This window comes from Marinomonas mediterranea MMB-1 (assembly GCF_000192865.1).
Taxonomy (GTDB): domain Bacteria; phylum Pseudomonadota; class Gammaproteobacteria; order Pseudomonadales; family Marinomonadaceae; genus Marinomonas; species Marinomonas mediterranea.
In genome coordinates this window covers 881,515-905,011 of the sequence record NC_015276.1, presented here as the reverse complement: position 1 = coordinate 905,011, position 23,497 = coordinate 881,515, and the positions used below count along the sequence as shown (strand labels likewise).

At 43.8% G+C, this 23,497-nt stretch carries 17 protein-coding genes, 1 tRNA gene and 4 pseudogenes; 14 read left to right on the top strand and 8 right to left on the bottom strand.

The features are described 5' to 3' along the window. Window positions 1–519 precede the first annotated feature (519 nt). Window positions 520–1,830, top strand: a complete 1,311-nt coding sequence (locus MARME_RS22770) for a methyl-accepting chemotaxis protein (protein WP_013660013.1) — start codon at window positions 520–522, stop codon at window positions 1,828–1,830. Between the two features lie 305 nt (window positions 1,831–2,135). Continuing rightward, window positions 2,136–4,541 (top strand): EAL domain-containing protein, encoded by a 2,406-nt coding sequence (locus tag MARME_RS21305; RefSeq protein WP_013660012.1) that lies wholly within the window; start codon window positions 2,136–2,138, stop codon window positions 4,539–4,541. A gap of 552 nt (window positions 4,542–5,093) precedes the next feature. On the opposite strand, the gene MARME_RS04200 is transcribed toward MARME_RS21305, so the two are convergent. After that, entirely contained in the window at window positions 5,094–5,762 is a 669-nt protein-coding gene (locus MARME_RS04200) for a glutathione S-transferase family protein (RefSeq protein ID WP_013660011.1), read from the bottom strand. 277 nt (window positions 5,763–6,039) lie between these two features. Between MARME_RS04200 and MARME_RS04195 the strand changes: the two genes are divergently transcribed. Together MARME_RS04195 and MARME_RS04190 are read left to right on the top strand one after the other, a co-directional pair. After that, window positions 6,040–6,116 (top strand) — tRNA-Arg (locus tag MARME_RS04195). 113 nt (window positions 6,117–6,229) lie between these two features. Next, on the top strand, window positions 6,230–6,796 hold the full coding sequence (locus MARME_RS04190; RefSeq protein ID WP_013660010.1) for a hypothetical protein: 567 nt from the start codon (window positions 6,230–6,232) through the stop codon (window positions 6,794–6,796). Here the strand turns inward: MARME_RS04190 and MARME_RS22390 are convergent. Together MARME_RS22390 and MARME_RS22940 are read right to left on the bottom strand one after the other, a co-directional pair. Then, window positions 6,793–7,221 (bottom strand): tyrosine-type recombinase/integrase, encoded by a 429-nt coding sequence (locus MARME_RS22390; protein ID WP_049787747.1) that lies wholly within the window; start codon window positions 7,219–7,221, stop codon window positions 6,793–6,795. The two genes, MARME_RS04190 and MARME_RS22390, sit on opposite strands and share 4 nt — an antisense overlap. Then, window positions 7,155–7,550, bottom strand: coding sequence for a phage integrase (locus tag MARME_RS22940; protein WP_418936619.1), 396 nt, complete (start codon window positions 7,548–7,550; stop codon window positions 7,155–7,157). The genes MARME_RS22390 and MARME_RS22940 overlap by 67 nt, the downstream gene beginning before the upstream one ends. A gap of 31 nt (window positions 7,551–7,581) precedes the next feature. Between MARME_RS22940 and MARME_RS04180 the strand changes: the two are divergent. Further along, window positions 7,582–8,522, top strand: a pseudogene (locus MARME_RS04180) (IS5 family transposase). Between the two features lie 134 nt (window positions 8,523–8,656). On the opposite strand, the gene MARME_RS04175 reads toward MARME_RS04180, so the two are convergent. From MARME_RS04175 to MARME_RS22835, 3 genes are all read right to left on the bottom strand, one after another. Then, window positions 8,657–9,817: a phytanoyl-CoA dioxygenase family protein gene (locus tag MARME_RS04175; RefSeq protein WP_013660009.1), complete on the bottom strand. Its 1,161-nt coding sequence runs from the start codon at window positions 9,815–9,817 to the stop codon at window positions 8,657–8,659. Window positions 9,818–9,979: 162 nt separating this feature from the next. Further along, the gene (locus MARME_RS04170; protein WP_049787746.1) at window positions 9,980–10,636 is read right to left on the bottom strand and encodes a substrate-binding domain-containing protein; all 657 of its coding nucleotides are present in this window, start codon (window positions 10,634–10,636) and stop codon (window positions 9,980–9,982) included. Window positions 10,637–10,657: 21 nt separating this feature from the next. Beyond that, a complete protein-coding gene (locus MARME_RS22835) occupies window positions 10,658–10,846 on the bottom strand; it encodes a LacI family DNA-binding transcriptional regulator (protein ID WP_083799732.1) in 189 nt (62 codons plus the stop codon). 260 nt (window positions 10,847–11,106) lie between these two features. Here MARME_RS22835 and MARME_RS04165 point away from each other — a divergent pair, with 260 nt between their 5' ends. The 5 genes and pseudogenes from MARME_RS04165 (at window position 11,107) to iolB (ending at window position 15,260) form a co-directional block, all read left to right on the top strand. After that, the gene (locus MARME_RS04165; protein WP_013660008.1) at window positions 11,107–12,015 is read left to right on the top strand and encodes a sugar ABC transporter substrate-binding protein; all 909 of its coding nucleotides are present in this window, start codon (window positions 11,107–11,109) and stop codon (window positions 12,013–12,015) included. 331 nt (window positions 12,016–12,346) lie between these two features. Beyond that, complete coding sequence (locus tag MARME_RS04160) at window positions 12,347–13,135, top strand: TIM barrel protein (protein WP_013660007.1); 789 nt, start codon at window positions 12,347–12,349, stop codon at window positions 13,133–13,135. 100 nt (window positions 13,136–13,235) lie between these two features. Next, window positions 13,236–13,520, top strand: a pseudogene (locus MARME_RS22385) (Gfo/Idh/MocA family oxidoreductase); the annotation flags it as partial. Window positions 13,521–13,569: 49 nt separating this feature from the next. Beyond that, window positions 13,570–14,169, top strand: a pseudogene (locus MARME_RS22380) (Gfo/Idh/MocA family oxidoreductase); the annotation flags it as partial. A 254-nt stretch (window positions 14,170–14,423) separates the two neighbouring features. Beyond that, the gene (gene iolB / locus MARME_RS04150) at window positions 14,424–15,260 is read left to right on the top strand and encodes a 5-deoxy-glucuronate isomerase (protein WP_013660006.1); all 837 of its coding nucleotides are present in this window, start codon (window positions 14,424–14,426) and stop codon (window positions 15,258–15,260) included. A gap of 161 nt (window positions 15,261–15,421) precedes the next feature. Here iolB and MARME_RS04145 read toward each other — a convergent pair whose 3' ends face one another. Further along, on the bottom strand, window positions 15,422–16,285 hold the full coding sequence (locus MARME_RS04145) for a MurR/RpiR family transcriptional regulator (protein WP_013660005.1): 864 nt from the start codon (window positions 16,283–16,285) through the stop codon (window positions 15,422–15,424). A 271-nt stretch (window positions 16,286–16,556) separates the two neighbouring features. Here MARME_RS04145 and MARME_RS21765 point away from each other — a divergent pair, with 271 nt between their 5' ends. The 4 genes from MARME_RS21765 (at window position 16,557) to iolE (ending at window position 22,032) form a co-directional block, all read left to right on the top strand. Beyond that, entirely contained in the window at window positions 16,557–16,751 is a 195-nt protein-coding gene (locus tag MARME_RS21765) for a hypothetical protein (RefSeq protein ID WP_013660004.1), read from the top strand. 537 nt (window positions 16,752–17,288) lie between these two features. After that, a complete protein-coding gene (locus MARME_RS04140; protein WP_013660003.1) occupies window positions 17,289–19,205 on the top strand; it encodes a bifunctional 5-dehydro-2-deoxygluconokinase/5-dehydro-2-deoxyphosphogluconate aldolase in 1,917 nt (638 codons plus the stop codon). A 17-nt stretch (window positions 19,206–19,222) separates the two neighbouring features. After that, window positions 19,223–21,079, top strand: a complete 1,857-nt coding sequence (iolD, locus tag MARME_RS04135) for a 3D-(3,5/4)-trihydroxycyclohexane-1,2-dione acylhydrolase (decyclizing) (protein WP_013660002.1) — start codon at window positions 19,223–19,225, stop codon at window positions 21,077–21,079. A 53-nt stretch (window positions 21,080–21,132) separates the two neighbouring features. Continuing rightward, window positions 21,133–22,032, top strand: coding sequence for a myo-inosose-2 dehydratase (gene iolE, locus MARME_RS04130; RefSeq protein WP_013660001.1), 900 nt, complete (start codon window positions 21,133–21,135; stop codon window positions 22,030–22,032). Window positions 22,033–22,282: 250 nt separating this feature from the next. On the opposite strand, the pseudogene MARME_RS04125 reads toward iolE, so the two are convergent. Continuing rightward, a pseudogene (locus tag MARME_RS04125) lies at window positions 22,283–23,223 on the bottom strand (IS5 family transposase). Window positions 23,224–23,497 lie beyond the last annotated feature (274 nt).

The window sequence follows — 23,497 nt, the reverse complement described above, 5'->3', positions numbered from 1 at the left end:
CTCTCTAATTATTATTGAATGAGATAGCGGTTCTCAAAGCATTGAAGATTTGCATAACGAACCAACCAATTGCATATCCTGAATATTAGAGCACCACACAACTTTGCCAATTTCATTTTGACCCGAACGATATTACATTTTTATATAGCCAAACATTGCCACACGTACAAAATCACGAAACCTCACTAAATCGCCCCGCCGACACTCCTTTTGATTGCAGAAGAAAACAAGATCATGACAAGCGCTTACAAGCCGCGCAAAAGGTAGTGTTCAAGAAAGCCAAATAACCACATTTCTTCACATTAAAACCTTAAAGAAATGATCGGCATCAATGCTTTTACACGAAAGTTCACATATGTAAAAAGTTGATAATTCAAAAAATTAAAGAAAATTTGTAATCGACCGTAACTACAAAATTACGCAATGTTTCATTGAAAATCATATCTGCAACATACCTTCATAGTTTTTATCGATATCATTCAAAAACAACTAAACAAAACAAATTATAGGAAGGGCAGCATGTTTTCATTTAGATCCAGTAATAAAGCAGCTGAAAACACGAATAAGAAGGCAAATCAATCTGACACTGCTCTTGTCCAAGCAATGCTTCGCTATTGTGCGACAATCTTTTTTACCCCTGATGGAAAGATACTAGACGCGAACCCGCTTTTTTTGAAAGCGGTCGGTTATGAGCTGGATGAAATTGTCGGCAAACATCACAGAATATTTTGCGACGCGAAAGAAACAAACTCCCCTAAATACAGTCAATTTTGGACAAAGCTCGCTAATGGCAGCCATCATGAAGGCTGTTTCTTACGTAAGCGCAAAGACGGAGAAGAGATTTGGCTAGAAGCATCTTACTTTCCCATTACCGAAGACGGCGTTGTTACGAAAGTTGCCAAAATAGCTACTGATGTCACAGAGAACATCAAAAACAGCCAGACACAAGAAGCGATTCTAACCGCACTGGATAAGTCCAGCGCCGTGGTCCAGTTTACTCCTGATGGAGAAATTCTTACGGCAAACTCAAACTTTGTCGCAACATTAGGTTACCATTCTGTCGATCAGCTCATTGGTAATCACCATAGAATATTTTGTTTTGATGAGTTCTATGATGAAAACCCGAACTTCTGGCGAGAACTCGGGAGCGGTCAGTTTAAAAGTGGTTTGTTTAAACGCCGCTCACAAGATGGCAGCATTATTTGGATCGAAGGAACGTACAACCCTATTACGGATGACAATGGAAAGGTTGTCAAAGTCGTAAAATTTGCCTCAGACATTACCGAACGAGTCGAAAAACAACTTGAGATACAAAAAGCGGCCGAGGTTGCTCACAGTACATCGGTTGAAACAGCTCAAGTATCCGAACGTGGCGCCGATATTCTAAAAGAAACCGTTTTAAGCTCCGAATCCATTGCGCAAGGCACTCAAAAAGCGTCAGAGCTAATCGAAGAGCTAAATCAGCAATCGGAAGAAATCTCCAAGATTGTAACCACAATCGGAGCCATTGCAGACCAAACAAACCTACTCGCCCTAAACGCCGCCATTGAAGCCGCACGTGCTGGTGAGCAAGGCCGAGGATTTGCTGTCGTTGCTGATGAAGTCCGAACACTCGCAGCACGCACCAGCACATCGACGGAAGAAATAACGGCCATGGTGGATAAGAACACCAGCCTTGTAAACAATACCCGTGAAAGTATGCAGGATGTAAAAGACAAGGTAAGCAGTAATGCTCAACGTATTAGTGAAGCGGAAGTAATCATTGATGAAATACTAAAAGGGGCGGAACACGTTTCTATTGTCGTCGGAGACTTAGTAAAGACATCTTAAACCGCTTTAGATCAAGCAACACAACGCGCCTTTGTCTTCCCTATAAACAAAGTCTATAGACAAATAAAGACAAGTACTTCTAGCAAAGGCGCGGTGATGCACTTATATACAACCCCTAACCACTCCTCTCTCTTACACACCTAAATCCCAAAAGCTGTCATAAACCCGTCTTTTTTCATTGGTAGTCTAAATTTAAATACCCCGAGACCTTTGCACGACGTCACGAGCGAAGCCAAGACGAAGCAAAAATAGTCAAAATGAATACTCTATTTCACTAATGTTCATGCTCTAAAGGTGAGGTAAACTTGAAATATCGACTTACGATCGTGTTATTTCTCACAGGACTGCTAAACATAAAGGCATATGGAGACGACCAGACAATTAGGCTTCAATTGAAATGGGAGCACGCCTTTCAGTTTGCCGGATACTATGCCGCGCAGGAATTGGGCTACTATGACCAAGCCGGTCTAAATGTCGAAATAGTGCCAGCCGACACCTCAACCAATGTTTACGAAGAAGTAAAGTCTGGCCGAGCACAATATGGAGTGGGGAACAGCTCCGTTCTGGTTCAGCGTAACAATGGCGACCCCTTTGTTATTCTTGCCGTTGTGTTTCAACACTCTCCCGCCATTTTAATTGCCAAGAACGATGTTCTAACCTTTCATGATTGGAATACCAAAAAGATCATGCTCGAAGAGTCCTCCGACGAGCTCATGCTCTTTCTAGAGAACGAAGGACTCAATCTCGAAGACCTTAATTTCCTCCCTCATACTTTCGACCCAATTGATCTAACGACCGATCACGTCGACATTATGAGTGCCTATAGTACAAACGAGCCGTATTTTTTAAGTAAAGCGAATATCCCCTTTCGAACCTTTGTACCGAGGTCAGCTGGCATCGATTTTTTTGGCGACAACCTATTTACCTCTGAACATGAAATAGCGAAAAACCCAAAAAGAGTTCAAGCCTTCCGTTCAGCAAGCTTAAAAGGCTGGCAGTTCGCGATGGACAATCCAGAAACCGTCATTAATTGGATTATTTCTCGCTATAAAAGCACCTACTCTCGTGACTTCTTAGAGTTTGAAGCCAATGCCATGTATACCCTAATTCAACCTGATCTGATTGAATTAGGGTACTTAAACCCTTCAAGGTGGCATAAAGTTGTCAAAGCCTACCAAGCTAGGAAAAAACTCGACGATAACTTCCAAATCGAAAACGCCCTGTATAAAAAACCTGAGGCATCAAACCATCTACACATTTTAATCGGACTTGCGATTGCAACGCCTATTCTTGTGATATTAGGCGGGTTTGCCCTCTTCGTTATCCGGACTAACCGAAAGCTAGACAATGCGCTTCGGGAAAGTTTAGCTGCTAGAGCGGAAGCGACCAAGCAAGCAAATTTAGACCCATTAACCAACCTTGCCAATAGACGTTTTTTTCAAAAGAAATTACAGCATCTATGCCAAATGGCGAAATCTAACAACACGCCTTTTGGTCTGTTCTACTTAGATTTAGACCACTTCAAAGAAGTTAACGACATCCACGGCCACAGAGAGGGAGACAATGTTCTTAAAGACGCTGGAGAGCGCTTGCAACGAACACTGCCTTCAAATTGTGAGCTGGCCCGCATTGGAGGCGACGAATTTACCATACTGATTCCGGGCATCGTGGATGAAGCCGCACTTGGCGACATTGCCAATAACGTTCTAAAAGCCTTCGAATCGCCCTTTCGAATTGGCGTTGAACAAGTATCTATTTCAGCGAGCATTGGTATCACGGCCTGCCCAAAAGACGCACAAGATGAATCCACTCTCTTACAGTTTGCGGACGAGGCAATGTACGCAGCAAAAAACTCAGGACGCAGGCAATATCATATTTTTTCCCAAGAATTGCATGCAATGGTGTTAGAACGCCAACATATACTCTCAGACATGCGACACGCCATTCCCCGTGGCGAAATGTACCTAAAGTACCAACCAATTCTGGATTTAAACGCACAAGAAATCGTCAAATTTGAAGCCTTGATCCGGTGGAACCACCCAACTAAAGGTGCAATCCCGCCAAGCATGTTTATTCCGTTGGCGGAAGAATCAGGTTTAATAGGCGTTATAGGCGACTTCGTTTTCAGCGAATCAATCTTACAATTGGCTAAGTGGCGTAAAACACTTTCACCCAATCTAGTCATGAGCATTAATACCTCGCCCTTTCAATATATGGAATCAGGTAAAAACCTTGAACGCTGGTTCCACCAGCTCGATCAACTGGATCTCCCTGGCGACGCCATCATATTCGAAATCACCGAAAACATGCTTATGCATCACTCTAGCAATGTGTCTGATCAGTTACTTGCACTAAGAGACAAAGGCATCAACGTCGCGTTAGACGATTTTGGTACAGGGTATTCATCACTCGCCTACCTTAACCGATTTGATATCGACTTTATTAAGATTGATCAATCTTTCATTCGTGATATGGAGAGTGGCGCGATGGCACAAGATCTTTGTGAAGCCATTGTTAGCATGGCTCATAAGCTAAACCTACACGTTGTTGCTGAAGGCATTGAAACCGAACACCAGATGAACCTACTCATCAAATATGGCTGCGACTTAGGACAAGGCTACTATTTTTCTTATCCATTGGAAGCTGATGCCGCAACAACACTCCTAGAAGAAGGTATCAACCTGCCAAATACTGAAAACACTGTATTTTGAGAAACGCTACGCTTAAGAAGATCTATGTTTTGAAAACCTATGCGCTTTAAAAGGCACAGCACCTCAAAAAACGTTAGACGACAAAAAAGTAGAAAGAAACACATATGAGAATGATTTTTATTATTGATTAATGAAAGTCATTACTCTATTATTAGTCTCAATTGAGATTCACTCTCGATTGTTTGATACGTAAACTTAGAAGCGACTTTAGCAGTAAACGGCCTCCGTTTACTGCTTTTTTTTGCCCATCATATCTGATCGAACCCTCCTTAATATGAGCATATCAATCGACCTCTGCAGATAAGATTTATGGAGGATTGTAAAAAACACCAATGAGAATGATTTTTATTATTGATTAATCGTCTATGATGTCTTAGTATTTATCTCGATTGAGATTCATTCTCGATTGTTTGATACGTAAACTTAGAAGCGACTTTAGCAGTAGGCGGGATTCCGCTTACTGCTTTTTTTTGCATAGAAGATAAGTGTTCGCACTCTTTAAGCGCTCAAAAGAAACTATCTAATGAGACTGAAGAAGCCACCTAACGAAAACTAAGAAGCCAATGGACCAAAGGCACCGACGCGCTCTTTCGCCTTTATGTAGAATTCGTTGTCTTCGACCTGATTGAGAAAACGCTGAATGTTTGGAAATTTATCCACCTCAACCGCTCTAGCAAGCGCTTGAACCGGAAAACTCATCTGAATATCCGCTGTCGTCATCCTCTCTCCCGCAAGCCAAGTTTGCTGTGACAACGTATCTTCAACAAGCTCAATCATTGGCTGCAAACGAGGGTTAACGAAATTCTCTTGTATTTTACCGCAGAGCCCCTTCGCTATCGGCCTAACAAAAAACGGCATGGGTTGTTTCGGCACCTTACTGAATATCAAGGTCATGACTAATAGAGGCATTAGAGAGCCTTCGGAAAAATGCATCCAATAACGATAGCTAAGCATGTCTTCGGCGGATACTGGACGCAAGCGCTTCTCATCATCATAACGGTCGCAGAGATACTCCAGAATCGCACCCGATTCGGCAATCACAATGCCATCGTCGTCCAGCACAGGGGCTTTACCTAATGCATGCACCTTCTTTAGAGACTCTGGCGCGGCAGACGAAGAATCACGTTTATAACGCTTAATCTCATACTCAAGCCCTAAACTCTCTAACGCCCAAGCAATTCGCTGTGATCGACTGTTTTCCAAATGATGAAGAGTAATCATGACGCTTTCCTTCAGTACGGGTTCTTGATATCAGGCAGGCCCAGTAGAGTTAGTCCTAAAACATACCTTGCTACCGATCTTACGAACATTGAACCATAAATGGATTAAAATCCGTCACCACAAGCCGTAATATCACAAAACATTCATTTTTAGAAAAGTCAGATACGCAAGAACGCTAAGTGGGAGACGGAGTAAGCGAAAACCAATCAGAAGTAGATTCACCAAGAACACTTGAGTAACACCGCGCAACACCTTATAATTCGCGGCCTATCCAAGACCGCCCTTAGCTCAGCTGGATAGAGCGCGCCCCTCCGGAGGGCGAGGTCGGAGGTTCGAATCCTCTAGGGCGGGCCATTTAATATTCTATAAGCTACTGATATTAGTATAATATTTCCCAGCTCTAAAAAATCTATTATTCCCTTTTCCTACAATATACCATTTATTATTTTCATTATAATGAGTCTTAAATGGAGATAGAATTACCAAAATTTTTATTTCATGGTAGTAGAGTTAAAAATATCACTCAACTTAGAGTTTCAAGTAATTGTCATGACTCCGCTCACCGAGATGCTGTTTATCTAACGGAGTCCTTGAATGTCGCGAGTTGTTATGGAACTGAAATTTATACAGTAGAACTCTTAGGCGACCCTGCATTTACATTAGATGTAAATGGGAGACTGAATCCGCATATGAGGTTCCGAGTTATGGAAGCAATGTTATCGATTGATCCCGATTTAGATATTGATAGCTTAAATGCTGCTAAATCTGCCGATGATATTTTTGAACAAGTTCAAACTCATTTTAGGCAAGAGCTCCAACTTAACGATACTTCTTTGATTAACCATGCTCTTTTAGAACACGGTATTTGGATGGTTTTTGGGTATATGCATCCTATGGCAGTTAGTGGATTACAAGATCGGGGTATTCAATATGCCTTACTTGATGTATCCAAATCTAATATTATTTCTTGTAATAGTTATGATTCAATTTGGCGCCGTGCTACAGATGCTGAGCGCCAAAAATGGAGGGTTTAAGAAGTAATGTTGGATACTGGATTTAGTCTTACTGCATCTTGTAAATGCTCAGGCGCTAAATGAGCATATCTCATTGTCATTATAATTGTAGAATGACTAAGAATTTTTTGAAGTGTGAGGATGTTTCCACCATTCATCATGAAATGGCTTGCAAATGTGTGCCTAAGAACTTGTGATGACTGACCTTGGGGTAACTTAATGCTGGTTGTCTTGAGGTATTTCCGAAATGATTTGATGCAGTCAAAGAATCTGCCATGAGTCTTCATATGTGTTTCAAGTTGCTTGAATAATTCTTCATTTATTGGAATGGCGCGTTTTTTCTTACTTTTCGTATCTGTAAAAACCACTTGCCCATTTTTTATGTGTTGTAGCTTGAGTCCTTCCGCTTCGCTCCAGTTGGTAAGCAAACCCTCGTAATCAGGCATACATGCTCATTACCTATCTTGTCTAAAGTAGATAGTAATTCTGTGATCTGATCAGATGTAAGCCAGCTAAGTTCTTTTTCACTGATTTTAATTGGACGCACACCTTTCAAGGGGTTACTGTAGGTGATTACTTGTGTCCGTTCTAACTCATTAAAAATAGCGTTGAGATAACCGAGTTCGTTGTTACACGTTTTGGCAGTGACTCCAGACTCTATCCTGCTAGATCGCTCTAACATGTAATTAGTAGGGCTGATTTTTTGAGCAATTGGACTGCCTAGTCGAATGTCTAGGGAACCTGCGAATAAGTCGGCAACATGAGACAATATCACCGACTTAAGCCGACCAAGATCCTAATCAACCATGAACCAACTCTCCTTCGCAGATACCGAATTCACCAGTAAACGCCGTAAAACCCGCAAAGAGCTTTTTCTGGGTCGTATGAATGAGCTGATTCCATGGCAAAAACTCGAAGCTCAAATAGAGCCCTTTTACCCGAAAGCAGGTAACGGGCGACGCCCTTACCCGCTTGCGACCATGTTACGTTACGCATTCACTTTATGCAAAACTGGTACAACATGAGTGATCCCGCGATGGAAGATGCTCTGTATGAGATAACCTCTATGCGTTTATTTTCAGGTTTGTCGTTAGAGGGTGCCATTCCTGATCACACAACCATCATGAACTTCCGTCATTTGCTTGAGATACATAAGCTTGGTCGTAAGCTCTTTAAAGAAGTGAATAAATGGTTATCTGACTCAGGAATCCACTTCAAGGAAGGAACCATCGTTGACGCGACGATTATTGAAGCGGCAAGCTCAACCAAAAATAAATCGAATGCGCGTGATCCTGAAATACATCAAACCAAAAAGGGAAATCAATGGTTCTTTGGACTAAAAGCACATATTGGTGTCGATGCAAAACGCGGCTTAGTGCATAGCTTTACTACTACACCCGCCAATGATCATGATCTAAACAAAATCCATGAGCTCATACATGGCGACGAGTCGTTTGTATCAGCCGACTCAGGTTACCGTGGTGTAGAAAAACGAGAGGAAACTAAAGGAAAGAAGCTGGATTGGTTGATTGCTGAAATGCCCAGTAAGATACGTGCTTGGAAGAAACGTCCTCGTATAAATAAGAACCCCATCCGAACAGAGTATTTAAAGGCCAGAATCAGAGCCAAAGTCGAGCACCCGTTTAGAATACTAAAATGCCAGTCTGGCTTCCGAAAAGTCGTCTACAAAGGCTTGTCGAAGAATGACAACAAGCTTGCCGTCTTGATACGATCTGCACGGGGTTAGTCCGTCGAGCGTCCCAAACAATGGGAGTAACAATCCCAAAATGGCGTTAAAAGCGCTCGAAATTTATGTTTATAGAGCGCAAATGCAAAACTTCAACGCTGAGCGACTAATAGACTGAGTTATTCGCAGGTTCCCTAAGCACTTCTCCTTGCTTTAATCTCGCGAAGCGTTTCAGCAAAACATGCGCTATCCATACATTCTTTTATCGCACGAGACATAAAGGCTTGTTCCGTTTCTGGTGCAAGGCCATCCAAAGGTGGATCTCTGTCTAAATTAGTGGGGAATGAATAGCCATCGGCAACCGCTTGAATTACCGCCTCGCCTTCTTGTTCAGTAAGTTGCTCACTATTACGCATTTGAAGAAGGATGGGGTAAACCGCATTCATCATCGCTTCTCGGTCAATGCTTTCCATTGTTTTACCAAATGCAGAAGAGACTTGCACTAGGTTCGCCGCACGGTAAACATCTTGCGTTGTATTAGTACCTGCAGCATGAAACAAAGCAGGATTAAAAAAGACCATATCGCCTTTTTCTAGTGCTAACTGAACAGCGTGCTCATCGAAGTATGCAATGATATCTGGATCGCGCCACGCAAGGTAGCCTAACTCATACTGGTGGGAATACGGTAAAAGTAATGTCGGACCTGACTCTACTGGCATGTCTGAATGTGCGATCATGCCCTGAAGAGTAAGCAGGCTCGATAACGTGTGTGTAGAACGCGGAAAGCCTTCCGCTACATCATTGGTTTGAAAACCGAGGTGATAATCACGGTGAGGTTTTTGCGCTTTTCCACCAGGAGGAACAATATTGACTTGTGAGGTAAGCTGCCAACCTGTACCCAGCCAAGATTCAGAGGCTAACCCTAATAGTGGGTTGGCATTGTATTTTACGAATACGGCTGGATCTCGTAGTGCGGACTTCTGTAGCGCGTTCCAAAGACGGCCATTTGCCCCCGCTTCGGCGAAATGATCAGCAACCTTTCGATTAGCAGACTCTTCTTTTAGCAAAGCATTAAAAACGACGGTTTGATCGTCTACAATGCTCAAATCTCGATACGCTTTTTTTATGACAAAAACGCCGGGGCCGTCAGAAAGTACTTTATGGAATTCAGCCATGACTGCTTGGCGGTTTTTCTGAGCAGCCGTGATAACACGTGATGCATCATACACCAGAACATTATGAACTACCGCACTTGAAAGCGAGTATTCACTGACATCAGTGCGCCTTTTAATTAAGGCATCAAGATCCTTTACGGATACATCCTGAGTGGAAAGAAAACATGTTTTCTCGTTCATACCGTACCTCGCTTTTTATTTTTCTAATGGCGGCTTCTTAATCTTATGAGATTCACGTAGCGCTAGTTCACCATCTAACTCTAAAGAGCTGACATCTCGATTCGTAATAGCTCGAATGGCTCACGTAATAATCCGACTCGTTGGAGGGCTGTACGAAGTAAGTTAGTAAGCACTGCTTGCGCCAAAAGGCACATTATCAAACCCTACGACACTCATTTGCGCATAGCCACCTTTAAGCTTGAGAGCATCAATCACACCAAAGGCGATGGTATCGTTCTCACAAAAAACGGCGTCAACACGTTCTACTATTGGCGTCTTATCAAGATAGCGACCAAATATTTCGGACGCTAGAAACTGATCGTATCGCCCTATTTCAATATGACGATCTAACGTAAAGCCACACTCTTTCAAGCGGGCTTCGTATGCGTCTTTACGTTTTAAATAGGTTGATGTGTTTTGCGGGCTGGAGAGGTAAGCAAACGTTTTAGCGCCTTCCTTAATACACAGGTCAGCGATCTGTTCACCAGCTTTAGTGTCATTTGTATTGATAACTAATGGCTCGTCAAGATAGCAATCACGAAACGCTACGACGAGTGGAATGCGAGTGATTTCTCGAGCGGTTGATATGAAGTCTTCGGTGAGTGTTGCCCCTAAAAAGATGACACCGTCAGCCTGATGCTGATCCGCAAGTTCGACAAACTCTGAGACATTATCGCCATGCGTAACATTGATAAGCAGAACTCGAAGGCCCTGCTTTTGAAGCGCAGACGTTAGTTTACCAAGCACTTTGATCACATTTTGGTTTTCAAAATGATCCACAACGACCGCGACGAGCCCAGTTCATTTAGTCGATAAGCTTCTCGCCAATAAATTAGGTTTGTAGCCTAGCTCTTTAGCCGCAGAACGGACTCTTTTTTTGACGTCTTCAGAAATAGGTTTGCCTAGGGTAAATGCACGAGATACTGTCCATCTTGATACTCCCGCTTTCTCCACCACTTCTGAAGCAGTTATTCGTGAAGAACATTTCATTTATTATTTTTATGTCTATTCTTAAACTGATTGAACTCGAATATAGTCTATTTTGAGCAATAATGCAGGAACCTAACAATTCACCACCGCGACACATTTATTCCATAAAAATATTTTTGGCATTTTTTGTTCTTTTTTTTGTTGGCGAGTTTTTTTTGCACACGAGTGCATACTTAACTCAACCACCCAATAATGTGGTTCCTGCTACATCACATAAACTAGGAGAATAACAATATGAAAAACTAGTGTTAGCATCTTTGATGGCATCGACATTAAGCCCAATGAGTTTTGCAGCTGATCTTCGAATCAGTGTATCAATGGCAACCTTTGATGATAACTTTATTGCCCTTCTTCGAAATGCAATCGAGAAACGTGGAGACGAGCTAGATAACGTCGAGCTTCAAGTTGAAGATGCGAAAAACGAAGTAGGTACTCAGCTAAACCAAATCCAAAACTCCATCGCTGCCGACGTTGACGCTATTATCGTCAGCCCTGTAGATACTGATGCAACAGTTTCTATGAATGATGACGCTCAATACACGAATATCCCACTTGTTTACGTAAACCATCAGCCAATCAACGTAGACTTACTTCCTGATAACCAAGCCTTCATCGCTTCGAACGAAATTGATTCTGGCACACTTCAAACTAAAGAAGTTTGTCGCCTAATGGAAGGTAAAGGCGAGATCGTTGTTCTAATGGGCGCATTGACTGACCAAACAGGTATTCAGCGTACTCAAGATATCTACGACGTTCTAGAAACAGACGAATGTAGCAACATCAAAATTGTTGAGAAACAAACAGGTCTTTGGCAACGCACTATGGCCAGTGACATCATGACAAACTGGTTGTCTGCTGGCGTTGAATTCGATGGCGTTATTGCAAACAACGACGAAATGGCGATCGTTGCAATTCAAGCATTGAAAGCCGTTAGTAAAGATATGGACAAAATCGTTGTCGCTGGTGTTGACGCAACACAAGATGCACTTCAAGCGATGCGCGAAGGCGATCTAGATGTCACTGTATTCCAGGATCCGGCGGGTCAAGGCGCAGGTTCTGTTGATATCGCTGTCAAATTAGCAAACGGTGAAGATGTACCTCAAGAAGTTTGGGTTCCATTTGAGCTTGTTGTTCCATCAAACATGGAAGACTACGCGAACCGTAACTAATCTGTTACTGAGAGCTTGTCACGTTTCATTTGAAATGGCGCTTCTTACCGAAGCGCCATTTTTTATATATCTGTTTTTTAAAGAAAAATCACTGATTTTAGGCGATTAAATTCGATTTACTTTGAATTATTGGCGGGTACATACTCTACTCGAGTTGATTGCACACGCGGGCAGTCAGGAAGCAGGGTTGCCTATCCACCGGAAGAGATAGGCGATGTAAATAATTGAAGGGATGATTCCATCTAAACCTGATCGAGATTTCTCATGCAACCCCTGGCATTAAGGTCAATAATTAAGACCGTAATACCAACCAATATGAGAATAATTAAAAATGAGCAACCAACCTTTTCAACTCGCTGCCTGTGCAGAAATGTTGTGGAATGACAAGCCAATTGAATGGCGCGCTTCCCGTCTTCATGAAATGGGATTTGGCGTAGGTCTTTGGAACTGGCCAAACCACGATCTGACTAAACTAGAAAAGACTGGCGCGACCTACACCATCATGAACGGTTATTTAGAAGGCCGTCTGGCAGATGATGAAGGCGCAGACATGCTATTAAAGTCAGCCACTGAAACGATTGTCGTAGGTAAAAGATTAGGCGTTCACCGTCTAAACCTACACGGCACAGGTCTTGGCGATGGCGGCATTCCTATCTGGCAACACGAACGTGTTTCTGGCTCTATGTGGTTAAAAGCACGCGACACATTGAACCGTATCTGTGACCTAGCAGAGAAAGAAGGCGTTGTATTTACGCTTGAGAATCTAAACTTGCTAGACCACCCTGGTTGCCCATTTGGCGCGACAGAAGACGTGCTTGCACTTGTTTCTTCTATTAACCGCCCTGAACTACGCATTAACTTAGACCTATACCATACGCAAATTGACGAAGGCGACTTAATTCGCTGGTGCGAAAAATGCCTACCTTGGATCGGTGAAGTTCAAGTTGCTGATAACCCAGGTCGTTGTGAGCCAGGCACAGGTGAAATCAACTACGCTGGCGTGGCTAAAGGCTTGTACGACATGGGCTACCGTGGCCCTGTTGGTATGGAAGCCTTTGCTAAAGGTGATGATGAAGCGGCGCTTGAAGCATTCCGCTCTGCATTCACTCTGGACGTTTAATTTTTCTTCGGCTATACGCACAACAATTCAGCGTGTAGCCAAACTCATTGATACTTAGAAACCAAAACAATGACAAAAAAAAGTAGCTAATCTAGTTCTAGTCGGCGCAGGTCGCATGGGTTCTCATCACGCAGAAAACGTTGCATTTCGCATGACAAATGCCAACCTATACGGGATTCTTGATATGAATCTTGAAGGTGCCAAAGCATTAGGCGAGAAATTAGGCTGTGAATACATTACTGATAGCCAAGAAGAAATCGCAAACAACCCAGATATAGACAGTGTAATCATCGCTTCTCCAGCACGCTTCCACGCACCTATTGCTGAGTATTTTGCATCTAAAGGCAAACACGTATTCTGTGAAAAGCCAGCAGGCCTGGCCTAACACTAGAAGAAATTGACGCTGGGATCGTGCATTTTCAGACGCAAAAACTCAAATCGTTAACGGCTCTATCGGTACACCACAGCAATTACGTTCTTTGACTCGTGATCCAGGTCCATGGGGCGGCGATCCTTTCAAAATCCCTACTTGGACTATTTTCTACGAAACATTGATCCACGACTTCGACACACTATTGTGGTTGAACGAAGGCGCAAAAGTAACTGAAGTACGCGCATTGGCTGATGCTCTAGTTCGTCCAGATGCACAAGAGCACGGTCATTTAGACGTTGCAACAGTTACTCTTCGTTTTGACAACAGTGCTTTCGCTGTCGCTGAAGCAAACTTCTGTGCAATGTACGGCTACGATGTTCGCGCTGAAGTTCTTGGTTCTGGCGGCATGGTTCAAATGGGCGATGTTCGTAAATCAAACATGACTTTGATGGACAAAGACGGTTCGAAAGACGATACATGGCGCATGGATTCAGACATCTTCGCTGATGCCTACACTGCTCAAGTAAGCGCTTTTGCTACTGCAATCCAAACGGGTAAAGTAGAAGGCCCTACAGGTATTGACGCTCGCCGCGCACTTGAAGTAGCGCTTGCATGTATCGAGTCTAAGAAGACGGATGCAGCAGTAGCGACATCTATCTAATCGATTTCTCTGGAAGCCGGGTTCTAAACTTTTAAGTTAACAAGGCTTTATTTGCACTGCTTGGATTCATCCTCGCAGTGCATTTTTTTTGCGTAACGAAAAATACAGTCAAACTATTAAAGCAACAGCATTAGTCATATTGCAAAAACGAAATAAATGTTCTAAAAATATTGTTTTAGAATGGACGTTGGTTTAATGTAGTTGACTAAACCCAAACCATATTCGCACAATAAAAATTCCCAGGGAGTTACGGCATGTCCCACTTGCTATCTAAGAAGCGCGTCTCTCCAGACAGCTCAATGACTCAAAACATCACTCCAGAATCTGCAAAGTGGACTTATGTCGGCTTTGAAGCACACACATTAAAAGCTGGACAAAACTTTGAAATCGCAACGGAATCGAACGAAGTTTGCGTGGTTCTGCTTGGCGGTAAAGTAAATGCATCGACCAACGAAAACAGTTGGGACGACATCGGCGACCGTGAATCAGTCTTCGATCTAAAAGCACCGTTTGCAGTCTACGCGCCAGCACAAGATACCATCAAGATCACTGCCATTAGCGACATTGAGCTTGGTGTTTGTAAAGCACCAAGTAAAGGCAACTACTCTGCTCGACTCATCCGCCCAGAAGACTGCCAATTCGAGACACGCGGAGTGGGCACAAATACACGCCACGTTTGCAATGTTCTCTTCGGTAACCTAGCGGCAGACAGCCTACTCGTTTGTGAAGTTGTCACACCAAGTGGAAACTGGTCAAGCTACCCTCCTCATAAGCACGACCAAGATGCCGCTCCTGCAGAAACGCAACTAGAAGAAACCTACTACCACAAGATTGATCCGCCACAAGGCTTTGTCTTCCAGCGTGTTTACAATGACGATCGCAGTCTAGATGAAACCATGTCCGTTGAAGATGGTGATGTGGTCATGGTTCCAGAAGGCTATCACCCAGTTGGTGTACCGCATGGCTACCAATCCTACTACTTAAATGTGATGGCTGGCCCTTCTCGTAACTGGATCTTCCACAATGACAAAGATCATGAGTGGATCATCGAGCGAGACAAAAAGACACTTGCTGAGCAAGCTACTAAGTAGCCAAGCACAAGCAAGTACTTATTAAAAAGTACGCGTAAGAAAGTACTTGTTAAAAAGCCTCTCGCAAAAGCGCCATAAAAAAAGCCAAACAGACAGTTTGGCTTTTTTTGCTCTCTATTTAACTTACTAACGCATTTAACTGGCTAAATCACCTAACTTATTCAGTCGGCGCTACTCGCACTTTGCTCACGGCGATCCAATTCGTGAGCTAACCCGATTGTTAAGGACTGCGCCAAACAAAGAGAGGAAGAAAGTGATCGAAACGAATCAATTTCGGCCTCTTTCACAACAAACGAGACCGACGCTATCGAGGCCAATGGACTAATTTGGTTATCCGTAATCACAATCAATGGAACGCCTTTAGCGGCGGCCTCACGGGCAACTGATTGCGTCTCCTCCGCATACGGTCTAAAACTCACCGCAATCAATACGTCATTTTGATCCAACGTACTCGCTTGCTCTTTATACATACCACCGACGCCATCCACCAAATAGGCTTTTCGATCAATGTGACGAAAAGCATAAGCAAAGTAACTTGCTACGACAAAGGCACGACGAACACCTACAATATGCGCAGCATGTGCGTCCGCAAGTATATCGATCGCTTTCTCAAGTTCCGCAGATGAAGTTGTTTCAGACAAGTGCTGAAGGGCAAGAGAGTTCCCTTCAGAAAAACGCTTGAGCAGACGGTGTGGGGATTGCTCTTGCTCCTCAACACCCTTGGCGCTGCGAGCCATACGGATTCGATCTTGATAGTTCGGCGACTCTTCCATCAAACTCTGCTGAAAGAGCTTCTGCATCTCGCTGAAGCCTCTAAAGCCAAATGAGTTAGCAAACCTAACCCACGTCGAAGGATGAACGCCTGCCTGCTCTGATAACACCGCAACCGTACCAAATGCCACATCGCTTGGAGAATCTATGACAAACTCAGCAACTTGACGTAAACGCTTACTCAAGGTGGGGTGCTCTTTTTTGATTACTTCGTTTAATTCTGACAGAGATTTCAGCGTATTTTCTGATGGCATACAACACTCACTTATTTCTTAATTTTAATATTACGCAACGGCCATCCTTTCCTATTTTCACCAATACTCTTAGAGACGCACAGTCAAAAACCTATCGGGTAGGCGCACTATCGCAGCCCAAGCTTTCGTTACATTGACCTGAGGCGCTTAGCAAACTGCCACACCTCTAATTATCAGTTGCATTTTTAGAACAAAAATTCTAACTTAGATCTATATAATATGTCTAATTATACATTTGTTCGAAATATTTTAATAAAAATAGGTAATTAACGTGAACGAGTCCGAATACAAGTTCTTCCTTCCTCTTTGGCGTCGAATCGCCGTGACCTTATTTTGTGCTGGCTGGAGCGTGCTAGAATGGCTAGGCGGCAATTCTTTTTGGGGAATCATCTTCACAGGACTTACGTTTTACTGCCTTTGGAAGTATCTATATACATTTGACGAAAACACACCTTCTGACGAATAGAACAACCTGAATAAACAACAAATAAAAAGCCCTCAATAGAAATACTGAGGGCTTTTTTATGAGCTCAATCTTATCTTTTATCGTGAAAATCCCAAGCGACTAACCGAATAACCAAGCAGCTAAACGCACATCAATTTGCATATTTTTAACATTAAACCGCAATGGAAACGCACGCTAGGATGCTTACAAGAAACCGTTGTAACAAGTCGCAACAAGCAAACCACAAACAAAATCGTTCAAAATTCAAACAGAAAGAAATATTTTAGAATAGATATTCCATTATTCAAAGTATTGATAGGAGCGCCAACCTTGGATCAAAAATATTTGTTAACCATCTGTTTTTTATTACATTTTAATATCAACAAAAAAGCAAGAAAAAACTTAATAAAAAAGTATTTTCCAAAAAGTTGATAAAATAGAACAAACATTCTAATCTAGATTTCACATAATAACACTAACAATAGATTTTGACCCTTTGTGCAAGAGCGCACTTAGACAGAAATCCCACAATTTAGCTGACACGGGAGAATGTGCACCATGCCCAGCGATAAAAACTTAGATTTAATATGTCTCGGCCGTGCTGCGGTAGACATCTACGCAGAACAGATTGGTAGTCGTCTAGAAGACGTTTCGAGCTTTGCTAAATATCTTGGTGGTTCATCAGGCAATATGGCGTATGGAACAGCTCGTCTTGGTTTAAAAAGCGCAATGCTCACACGCGTTGGTAATGAGCATATGGGACGTTTTGTAAAAGAAGAGTTAGACCGTGTTGGCGTAGATACTAGCCATCTGATTACAGATAACGAGCGCTTAACTGGCCTTGTTGTTCTCGGCATAAAAGATCAAGATACTTTCCCCCTTATTTTCTACCGTAATGACTGCGCAGACATGGCCGTTAGCGAAGATGACTTCGACGCGGACTTTATTGGTTCTGCTAAAGCGCTTGTCATCACGGGCACTCACTTCTCCACTGAAAGCACGTATGCAACCAGTAAAAAAGCCATTGAATATGCGAAGGCAGCGGGCACTAAGTGTGCTTTAGATATTGACTATCGACCTGTTCTTTGGGGGCTAACAAACCCAGGTGATGGCGAGACTCGCTTTATCTCAAACGACGAAGTTTCGGCTCATATGCAATCGATTTTGGGTGATTTTGACCTGATCGTCGGTACGGAAGAAGAAGTACACATTACAGGTGGAAGCACTGACACGATCACCGCCCTTAAAAAAATCCGAGAATTGAGCAACGCAACCATTGTCCTAAAATTAGGCGCCCTTGGTTGTACTGTACTTGAGGGAGGTATTCCTGAGAGTGAAAACGACTTTGAAGTATTTACAGGTGTTCGCGTCGACGTACTGAACGTATTAGGTGCTGGCGATGCCTTTATGAGTGGTTTCCTTCGCGGTTGGATCAGAGAAAAATCTCCAGAACAATGCTGTGCTTATGCAAACGCATGTGGTGCTCTAGTTGTCTCCCGTCACGGCTGCGCACCTGCGATTCCAAGCGCAGAAGAGCTAGATTACTACTTAGAACACGCTCATGAAATTGCACGCCCAGATCTTGATACTGAGTTAAACCACCTTCACAGAGTAACCACTGAGCGTCTTCCTTACGATTGGCAGGACCTCTGTATCTTTGCATTCGACCATCGTAAGCAACTGTTCGACATGGCGAAAGAAGAAGGTGTCGATCCGTCTCGCGTCAAACCACTAAAACGCTTATTAGTTAAAGCATTAAACGTTGGCATTAAAGAAATCGGTGATAGCCAATACGGCGTACTGATTGACGACACTTACGGTCAAGATGCATTAAACGACGTAACAGGTCAAAACATGTGGATTGGCCGTCCGGTTGAACTACCAAGCTCTCGCCCTATCGAACTTGAAGGCGGCCGTAGCATTGGCTCTCGACTAAAAACGTGGCCTAAAGAGCATATCGTTAAATGTTTGGTGTTCTACCACAACCAAGATGAAGCGGATCTTCGTGCCGCTCAAGAACGTCAAGTCATCGAGTTATACAAAGCATGCTGTGCATCTGGTCACGAACTGTTGTTGGAGTTAATTCCACCACGTGACAAAGAATTCGACGATACCGTTTACACCCACTCTGTCCAGCGTTTCTACAATCTAGGTGTTCGTCCAGACTGGTGGAAACTGCCACCGCAAACACCAAGCAACTGGGCTGAGATCACAAAAATCGTTGATCAGTTCGACTCGCACTGCCGCGGCGTCGTCATGCTTGGTCTAGACGCTCCGATGGATGAGCTACAGCAAGGCTTCAACAACAGTGCCGGTTTTGACATTGTTAAAGGTTTCGCGGTTGGTCGCTCTATCTTCGGTGCACCAAGTCGCGAATGGTTAGCGGGACGCTACAACGATGAACAGCTTATTGAAGCCATTGTCTCTAACTACTTAGAGTTGGTTTCTTACTGGAAAAAACGCCAATCTGCATAGATTGAGGAAGCAGAAAGATGAAAACAATTAAACTCACTATGGCACAAGCGCTCGTGCGCTATTTGATGGCTCAAAAAGTACAAACCAACGACGGCGTTCAACCTATGTTCGCCGGTGTTTGGGGTATCTTTGGTCACGGCAACGTAGCAGGGTTAGGCGAAGCGTTACACGAAGTAAAAGAAACGCTACCAACCTACCGAGCTCATAATGAACAGGGCATGGCTCATGCTGCCATTGCTTATGCGAAAGCTCATAATCGTCGTCAGATGATGGCATGTACCACTTCTATTGGCCCAGGTGCGGCTAATATGGTGACCGCCGCTGCATTGGCGCACGTAAACCGTTTGCCCGTTTTATTCCTTCCGGGTGACACGTTTGCAAATCGCACTCCAGATCCGGTACTTCAACAAGTTGAGAGCTTCGGTGACCCAACCATTAGTACCAACGATTGCTTCCGTCCGGTAAGCCGTTACTTTGACCGAATCACTCGCCCAGAGCAGATTATTACAAGTTTGCCACAAGCAATGCGAGTACTGACGGACTCGGTTGATTGCGGCCCAGTAACACTTTGCTTGAGTCAAGATGTACAAGCAGAAGCTTACGATTTCCCAGAAAGCTTCTTTGATGAAAAAGTACACCGTGTACGTCGTCAAGGCGCCGATACCTTTGAATTAGATGAAGCCATTGCGACACTAAAAGCCGCTAAAAACCCGATTATCATTTCAGGTGGTGGCGTTCACTATTCAGAAGCTTACTCAGAGCTGCACGAATTTGCCGAAAAACACGGCATTCCTGTCGCAGAGACGCAGGCAGGCAAAGGCTCCATTGCTTGGAATCACCCAAATTACGTCGGTGCCATCGGTGTAACAGGTTCCAATGCCGCTAACCAATTAGCGCAGAAAGCCGATGTTGTACTCGCAGTGGGCACGCGTCTTCAGGACTTTACAACAGCATCACGTACCCTGTTTGGTAACCCTGAAGCGACACTAATTCAACTTAATGTTGCGGCCTTTGATGCCATAAAACACAACGCTCAATCACTGGTTGTCGATGCAAAGCTTGGACTACAAGCTTTGAGCTCAGGGTTAGAGAGTTGGTCTGCACAAAGCGGCTGGTTAGCAGAAGGTCAAGATGCGATTGCAACGTGGAATCAGTATTACGACAAAGTAACCGCTGCTGAAGGCGTAGAAACGCGAACAGGCTTACCTTCTGACGCGCAAGTACTGGGCGCTGTGAAGCGTCATGTCAATCCAAATGACGTTGTTGTCTGTGCGGCAGGTGGATTACCAGGTGATCTTCATAAGTTATGGCGCACAGATCAAGCTAAAGGCTACCACGTGGAATATGGCTACTCCTGCATGGGTTATGAGATCGCAGGCGGGTTAGGCGTCAAAATGGCGAACCCTGATAACGATGTCATTGTTGTCGTTGGTGATGGTTCATACATGATGATGAACTCTGAGCTTGCCACCAGCGTAATGATGGGACACAAGCTTATCGTCGTTGTCCTTGATAACCGTGGTTACGGCTGTATCAACCGCCTGCAAAACGCAACCGGTGGTGCACCATTCAACAACTTGTTGGAAGACTGTGTGACGATCGAGGGTGGCGCACCAAAACTTGATTTCGCTGCTCACGCTGCTGCAATGGGAGCGACTTCTGAAAAAGTAGGCTCTATTGCCGAACTAGAACAAGCAATGGCGCGTGCAAAAGCCGCTGATAGCACTTACGTCGTCACGCTTGATACAGACCCCTATTTAACAGCCGATGGTGGTTTCTGGTGGGATGTTGCTGTACCTGAAGTGTCAGTTCGTACAGAAGTCAACACAGCTCGCGAGAACTATGTCGACGCTAAAAAGAAACAACCTTACTAACTTACACAGTAAAACGACTATACGTCTAAGAATAATAAGCTGGAGAATGAATAATGAGTGTTCGCCTAGGTATTAATCCACTATCGTGGACCAACGACGACCTTCCTACACTTGGAGCGGGTACGCCCCTTGAAACATGCCTTTCTGAAGGCAAGCAAGCGGGGTTCAGCGGCTTCGAACTAGGCCAGAAATTCCCACGTGATCCTGAAGTACTAGACCCAATTCTAAAAGAACATGGCTTGGACTTGGTATCTGGTTGGTTCAGTGGAGAGCTTCTAAGCCGCAGCGTAGAAGAAGAAATTGAGGCCATTAAACCTCATTTGCATCTGCTAAAAAGCTTAGGCGCTAAAGCAATGGTTTACTGTGAAGTAACAGGCTGTATTCACGGAGACATTGATACTCCTCTGTCACACCGCCCTCGCCTAACTGAGGAGCAAATTGCAGAGCTCGGTGAAAAGCTAACGAAAGTGGCAGATTTCACGCTATCTGAAGGTGTTCAAATCGCGTATCACCACCATATGGGTACTGTGATACAAACGGAAGAAGAAGTGGATCTGCTGATGAAGCACACCGGCCCTTCTGTTGGACTATTGCTTGATACTGGCCACATGACGTTTGCTGGCGGAAGCCCATACGCGGTACAAGAGAAGCACGCTGATCGTATTAACCACCTTCATTGTAAAGACATGCGTCCCGAGATTCTAAAAGATGCTCTTAATCGAGATCTTCCGTTCTTGCGAGCAATGCTAAATGGCGCCTTTACAGTCCCAAGCGATGGTTTTATCGATTATGGCCGCCTGTTCAAACAGTTAAAAGCAAGTAACTACTCTGGTTGGTTAGTGGTAGAGGCGGAGCAAGATCCATCTGTTGCGCATCCTCTTACCTACGCAACATTGGGCGCAAATGGCCTGAAGAATTTTTGCCAAGAAGCTGACTTAGAACTAATCGACTAAATTAACAAGCGCAGCGCACTAACAGTGTGCTGCCAAAACAATAAAAGGTACTCAAATGGAAACTTTAGGAAACTATACCAATGGTCAGCACGTCGCTAACCAAAGTGGCCGCCTAGGGAACCTGCGAATAACTCAGTCTATTAGTCGCTCAGCGTTGAAGTTTTGCATTTGTGTTCTATAAACATAAATTTCGAGCGCTTTTAACGCCATTTTGGGATTGTTACTCCTATTTTTTGGGACGCTAGACGGACTAACCCCGTGCAGATCGTATCAAGACGGCAAGCTTGTTGTCATTCTTCGACAAGCCTTTGTAGACGACTTTTTGGAAGCCAAACTGGCATTTTAGTATTCTAAACGGATGCTCGACTTTGGCTCTGATTCTGGCCTTTAAATACTCTGTTCGGATGGGGTTCTTATTTATACGAGGACGTTTCTTCCAAGCTCGTATCTTACTGGGCATTTCAGCAATCAACCAATTCAGCTTCTTTCCTTTAGTTTCCTCTCGTTTTTCTACACCACGGTAGCCTGAGTCGGCCGACACAAATGACTCGTCGCCATGTATGAGGTCATGGATTTGGTTTAGATCATGATCATTGGCGGGTGTAGTAGTAAAGCTATGCACTAAGCCGCGCTTTGCATCGACACCAATATGTGCTTTTAATCCAAAGAACCATTGATTTCCCTTTTTGGTTTGATGCATTTCAGGATCACGCGCATTCGATTTATTTTTGGTTGAGCTTGCCGCTTCAATAATCGTCGCGTCAACGATGGTTCCTTCCTTGAAGTGGATTCCTGAGTCAGACAACCATTTATTCACTTCTTTAAAGAGCTTACGACCAAGCTTATGCTTCTCAAGCAAATGACGGAAGTTCATGATGGTTGTGTGATCAGGAATGGCACCCTCTAAAGACAAGCCTGAAAATAAGCGCATAGAGGTTATCTCATACAGAGCATCTTCCATCGCGGGATCACTCATGTTGTACCAGTTTTGCATAAAATGAATGCGTAACGTAACATGGTCGCAAGCGGGTAAGGGCGTCGCCCGTTACCTGCTTTCGGGTAAAAGGGCTCTATTTGAGCTTCGAGTTTTTGCCATGGAATCAGCTCATTCATACGACCCAGAAAAAGCTCTTTGCGGGTTTTACGACGTTTACTGGTGAATTCGGTATCTGCGAAGGAGAGTTGGTTCATGGTTGATTAGGAATCTTGGTCGGCTTAAGTCGGTGAGATTGTCTCATGTTGCCGACTTATTCGCAGGTTCCCTAGACAATCCACATGTAATCCCCTCTAAGTCTAATACGTTACTACAACAATAGCATTGCGCTACTCAAGCCGACATTGATGCTATAAGATCTTTCTACAAAGATTGTGTATCAGGCCTGTTCTTATAAAGAAGCGGCATATAAGAAGGCATATGTGCATTGAACCTTGGTACGACGTAATACAATCCTCATTAAGGCTATTT

Excerpts from the sequence above, each read along its gene's own strand:
- MARME_RS22770 (WP_013660013.1), top strand. The coding sequence starts at position 520 with ATGTTTTCATTTAGATCCAGTAATAAAGCAGCTGAAAACACGAATAAG.
- MARME_RS04200 (WP_013660011.1), bottom strand. The coding sequence starts at position 5,762 with ATGATTACTCTTCATCATTTGGAAAACAGTCGATCACAGCGAATTGCT.
- MARME_RS04190 (WP_013660010.1), top strand. The coding sequence starts at position 6,230 with ATGGAGATAGAATTACCAAAATTTTTATTTCATGGTAGTAGAGTTAAA.
- MARME_RS22390 (WP_049787747.1), bottom strand. The coding sequence starts at position 7,221 with ATGCCTGATTACGAGGGTTTGCTTACCAACTGGAGCGAAGCGGAAGGA.
- MARME_RS04175 (WP_013660009.1), bottom strand. The coding sequence starts at position 9,817 with ATGAACGAGAAAACATGTTTTCTTTCCACTCAGGATGTATCCGTAAAG.
- MARME_RS22835 (WP_083799732.1), bottom strand. The coding sequence starts at position 10,846 with ATGAAATGTTCTTCACGAATAACTGCTTCAGAAGTGGTGGAGAAAGCG.
- MARME_RS04165 (WP_013660008.1), top strand. The coding sequence starts at position 11,107 with ATGGCATCGACATTAAGCCCAATGAGTTTTGCAGCTGATCTTCGAATC.
- MARME_RS04160 (WP_013660007.1), top strand. The coding sequence starts at position 12,347 with ATGAGCAACCAACCTTTTCAACTCGCTGCCTGTGCAGAAATGTTGTGG.
- iolB (WP_013660006.1), top strand. The coding sequence starts at position 14,424 with ATGTCCCACTTGCTATCTAAGAAGCGCGTCTCTCCAGACAGCTCAATG.
- MARME_RS04145 (WP_013660005.1), bottom strand. The coding sequence starts at position 16,285 with ATGCCATCAGAAAATACGCTGAAATCTCTGTCAGAATTAAACGAAGTA.
- MARME_RS04140 (WP_013660003.1), top strand. The coding sequence starts at position 17,289 with ATGCCCAGCGATAAAAACTTAGATTTAATATGTCTCGGCCGTGCTGCG.
- iolD (WP_013660002.1), top strand. The coding sequence starts at position 19,223 with ATGAAAACAATTAAACTCACTATGGCACAAGCGCTCGTGCGCTATTTG.
- iolE (WP_013660001.1), top strand. The coding sequence starts at position 21,133 with ATGAGTGTTCGCCTAGGTATTAATCCACTATCGTGGACCAACGACGAC.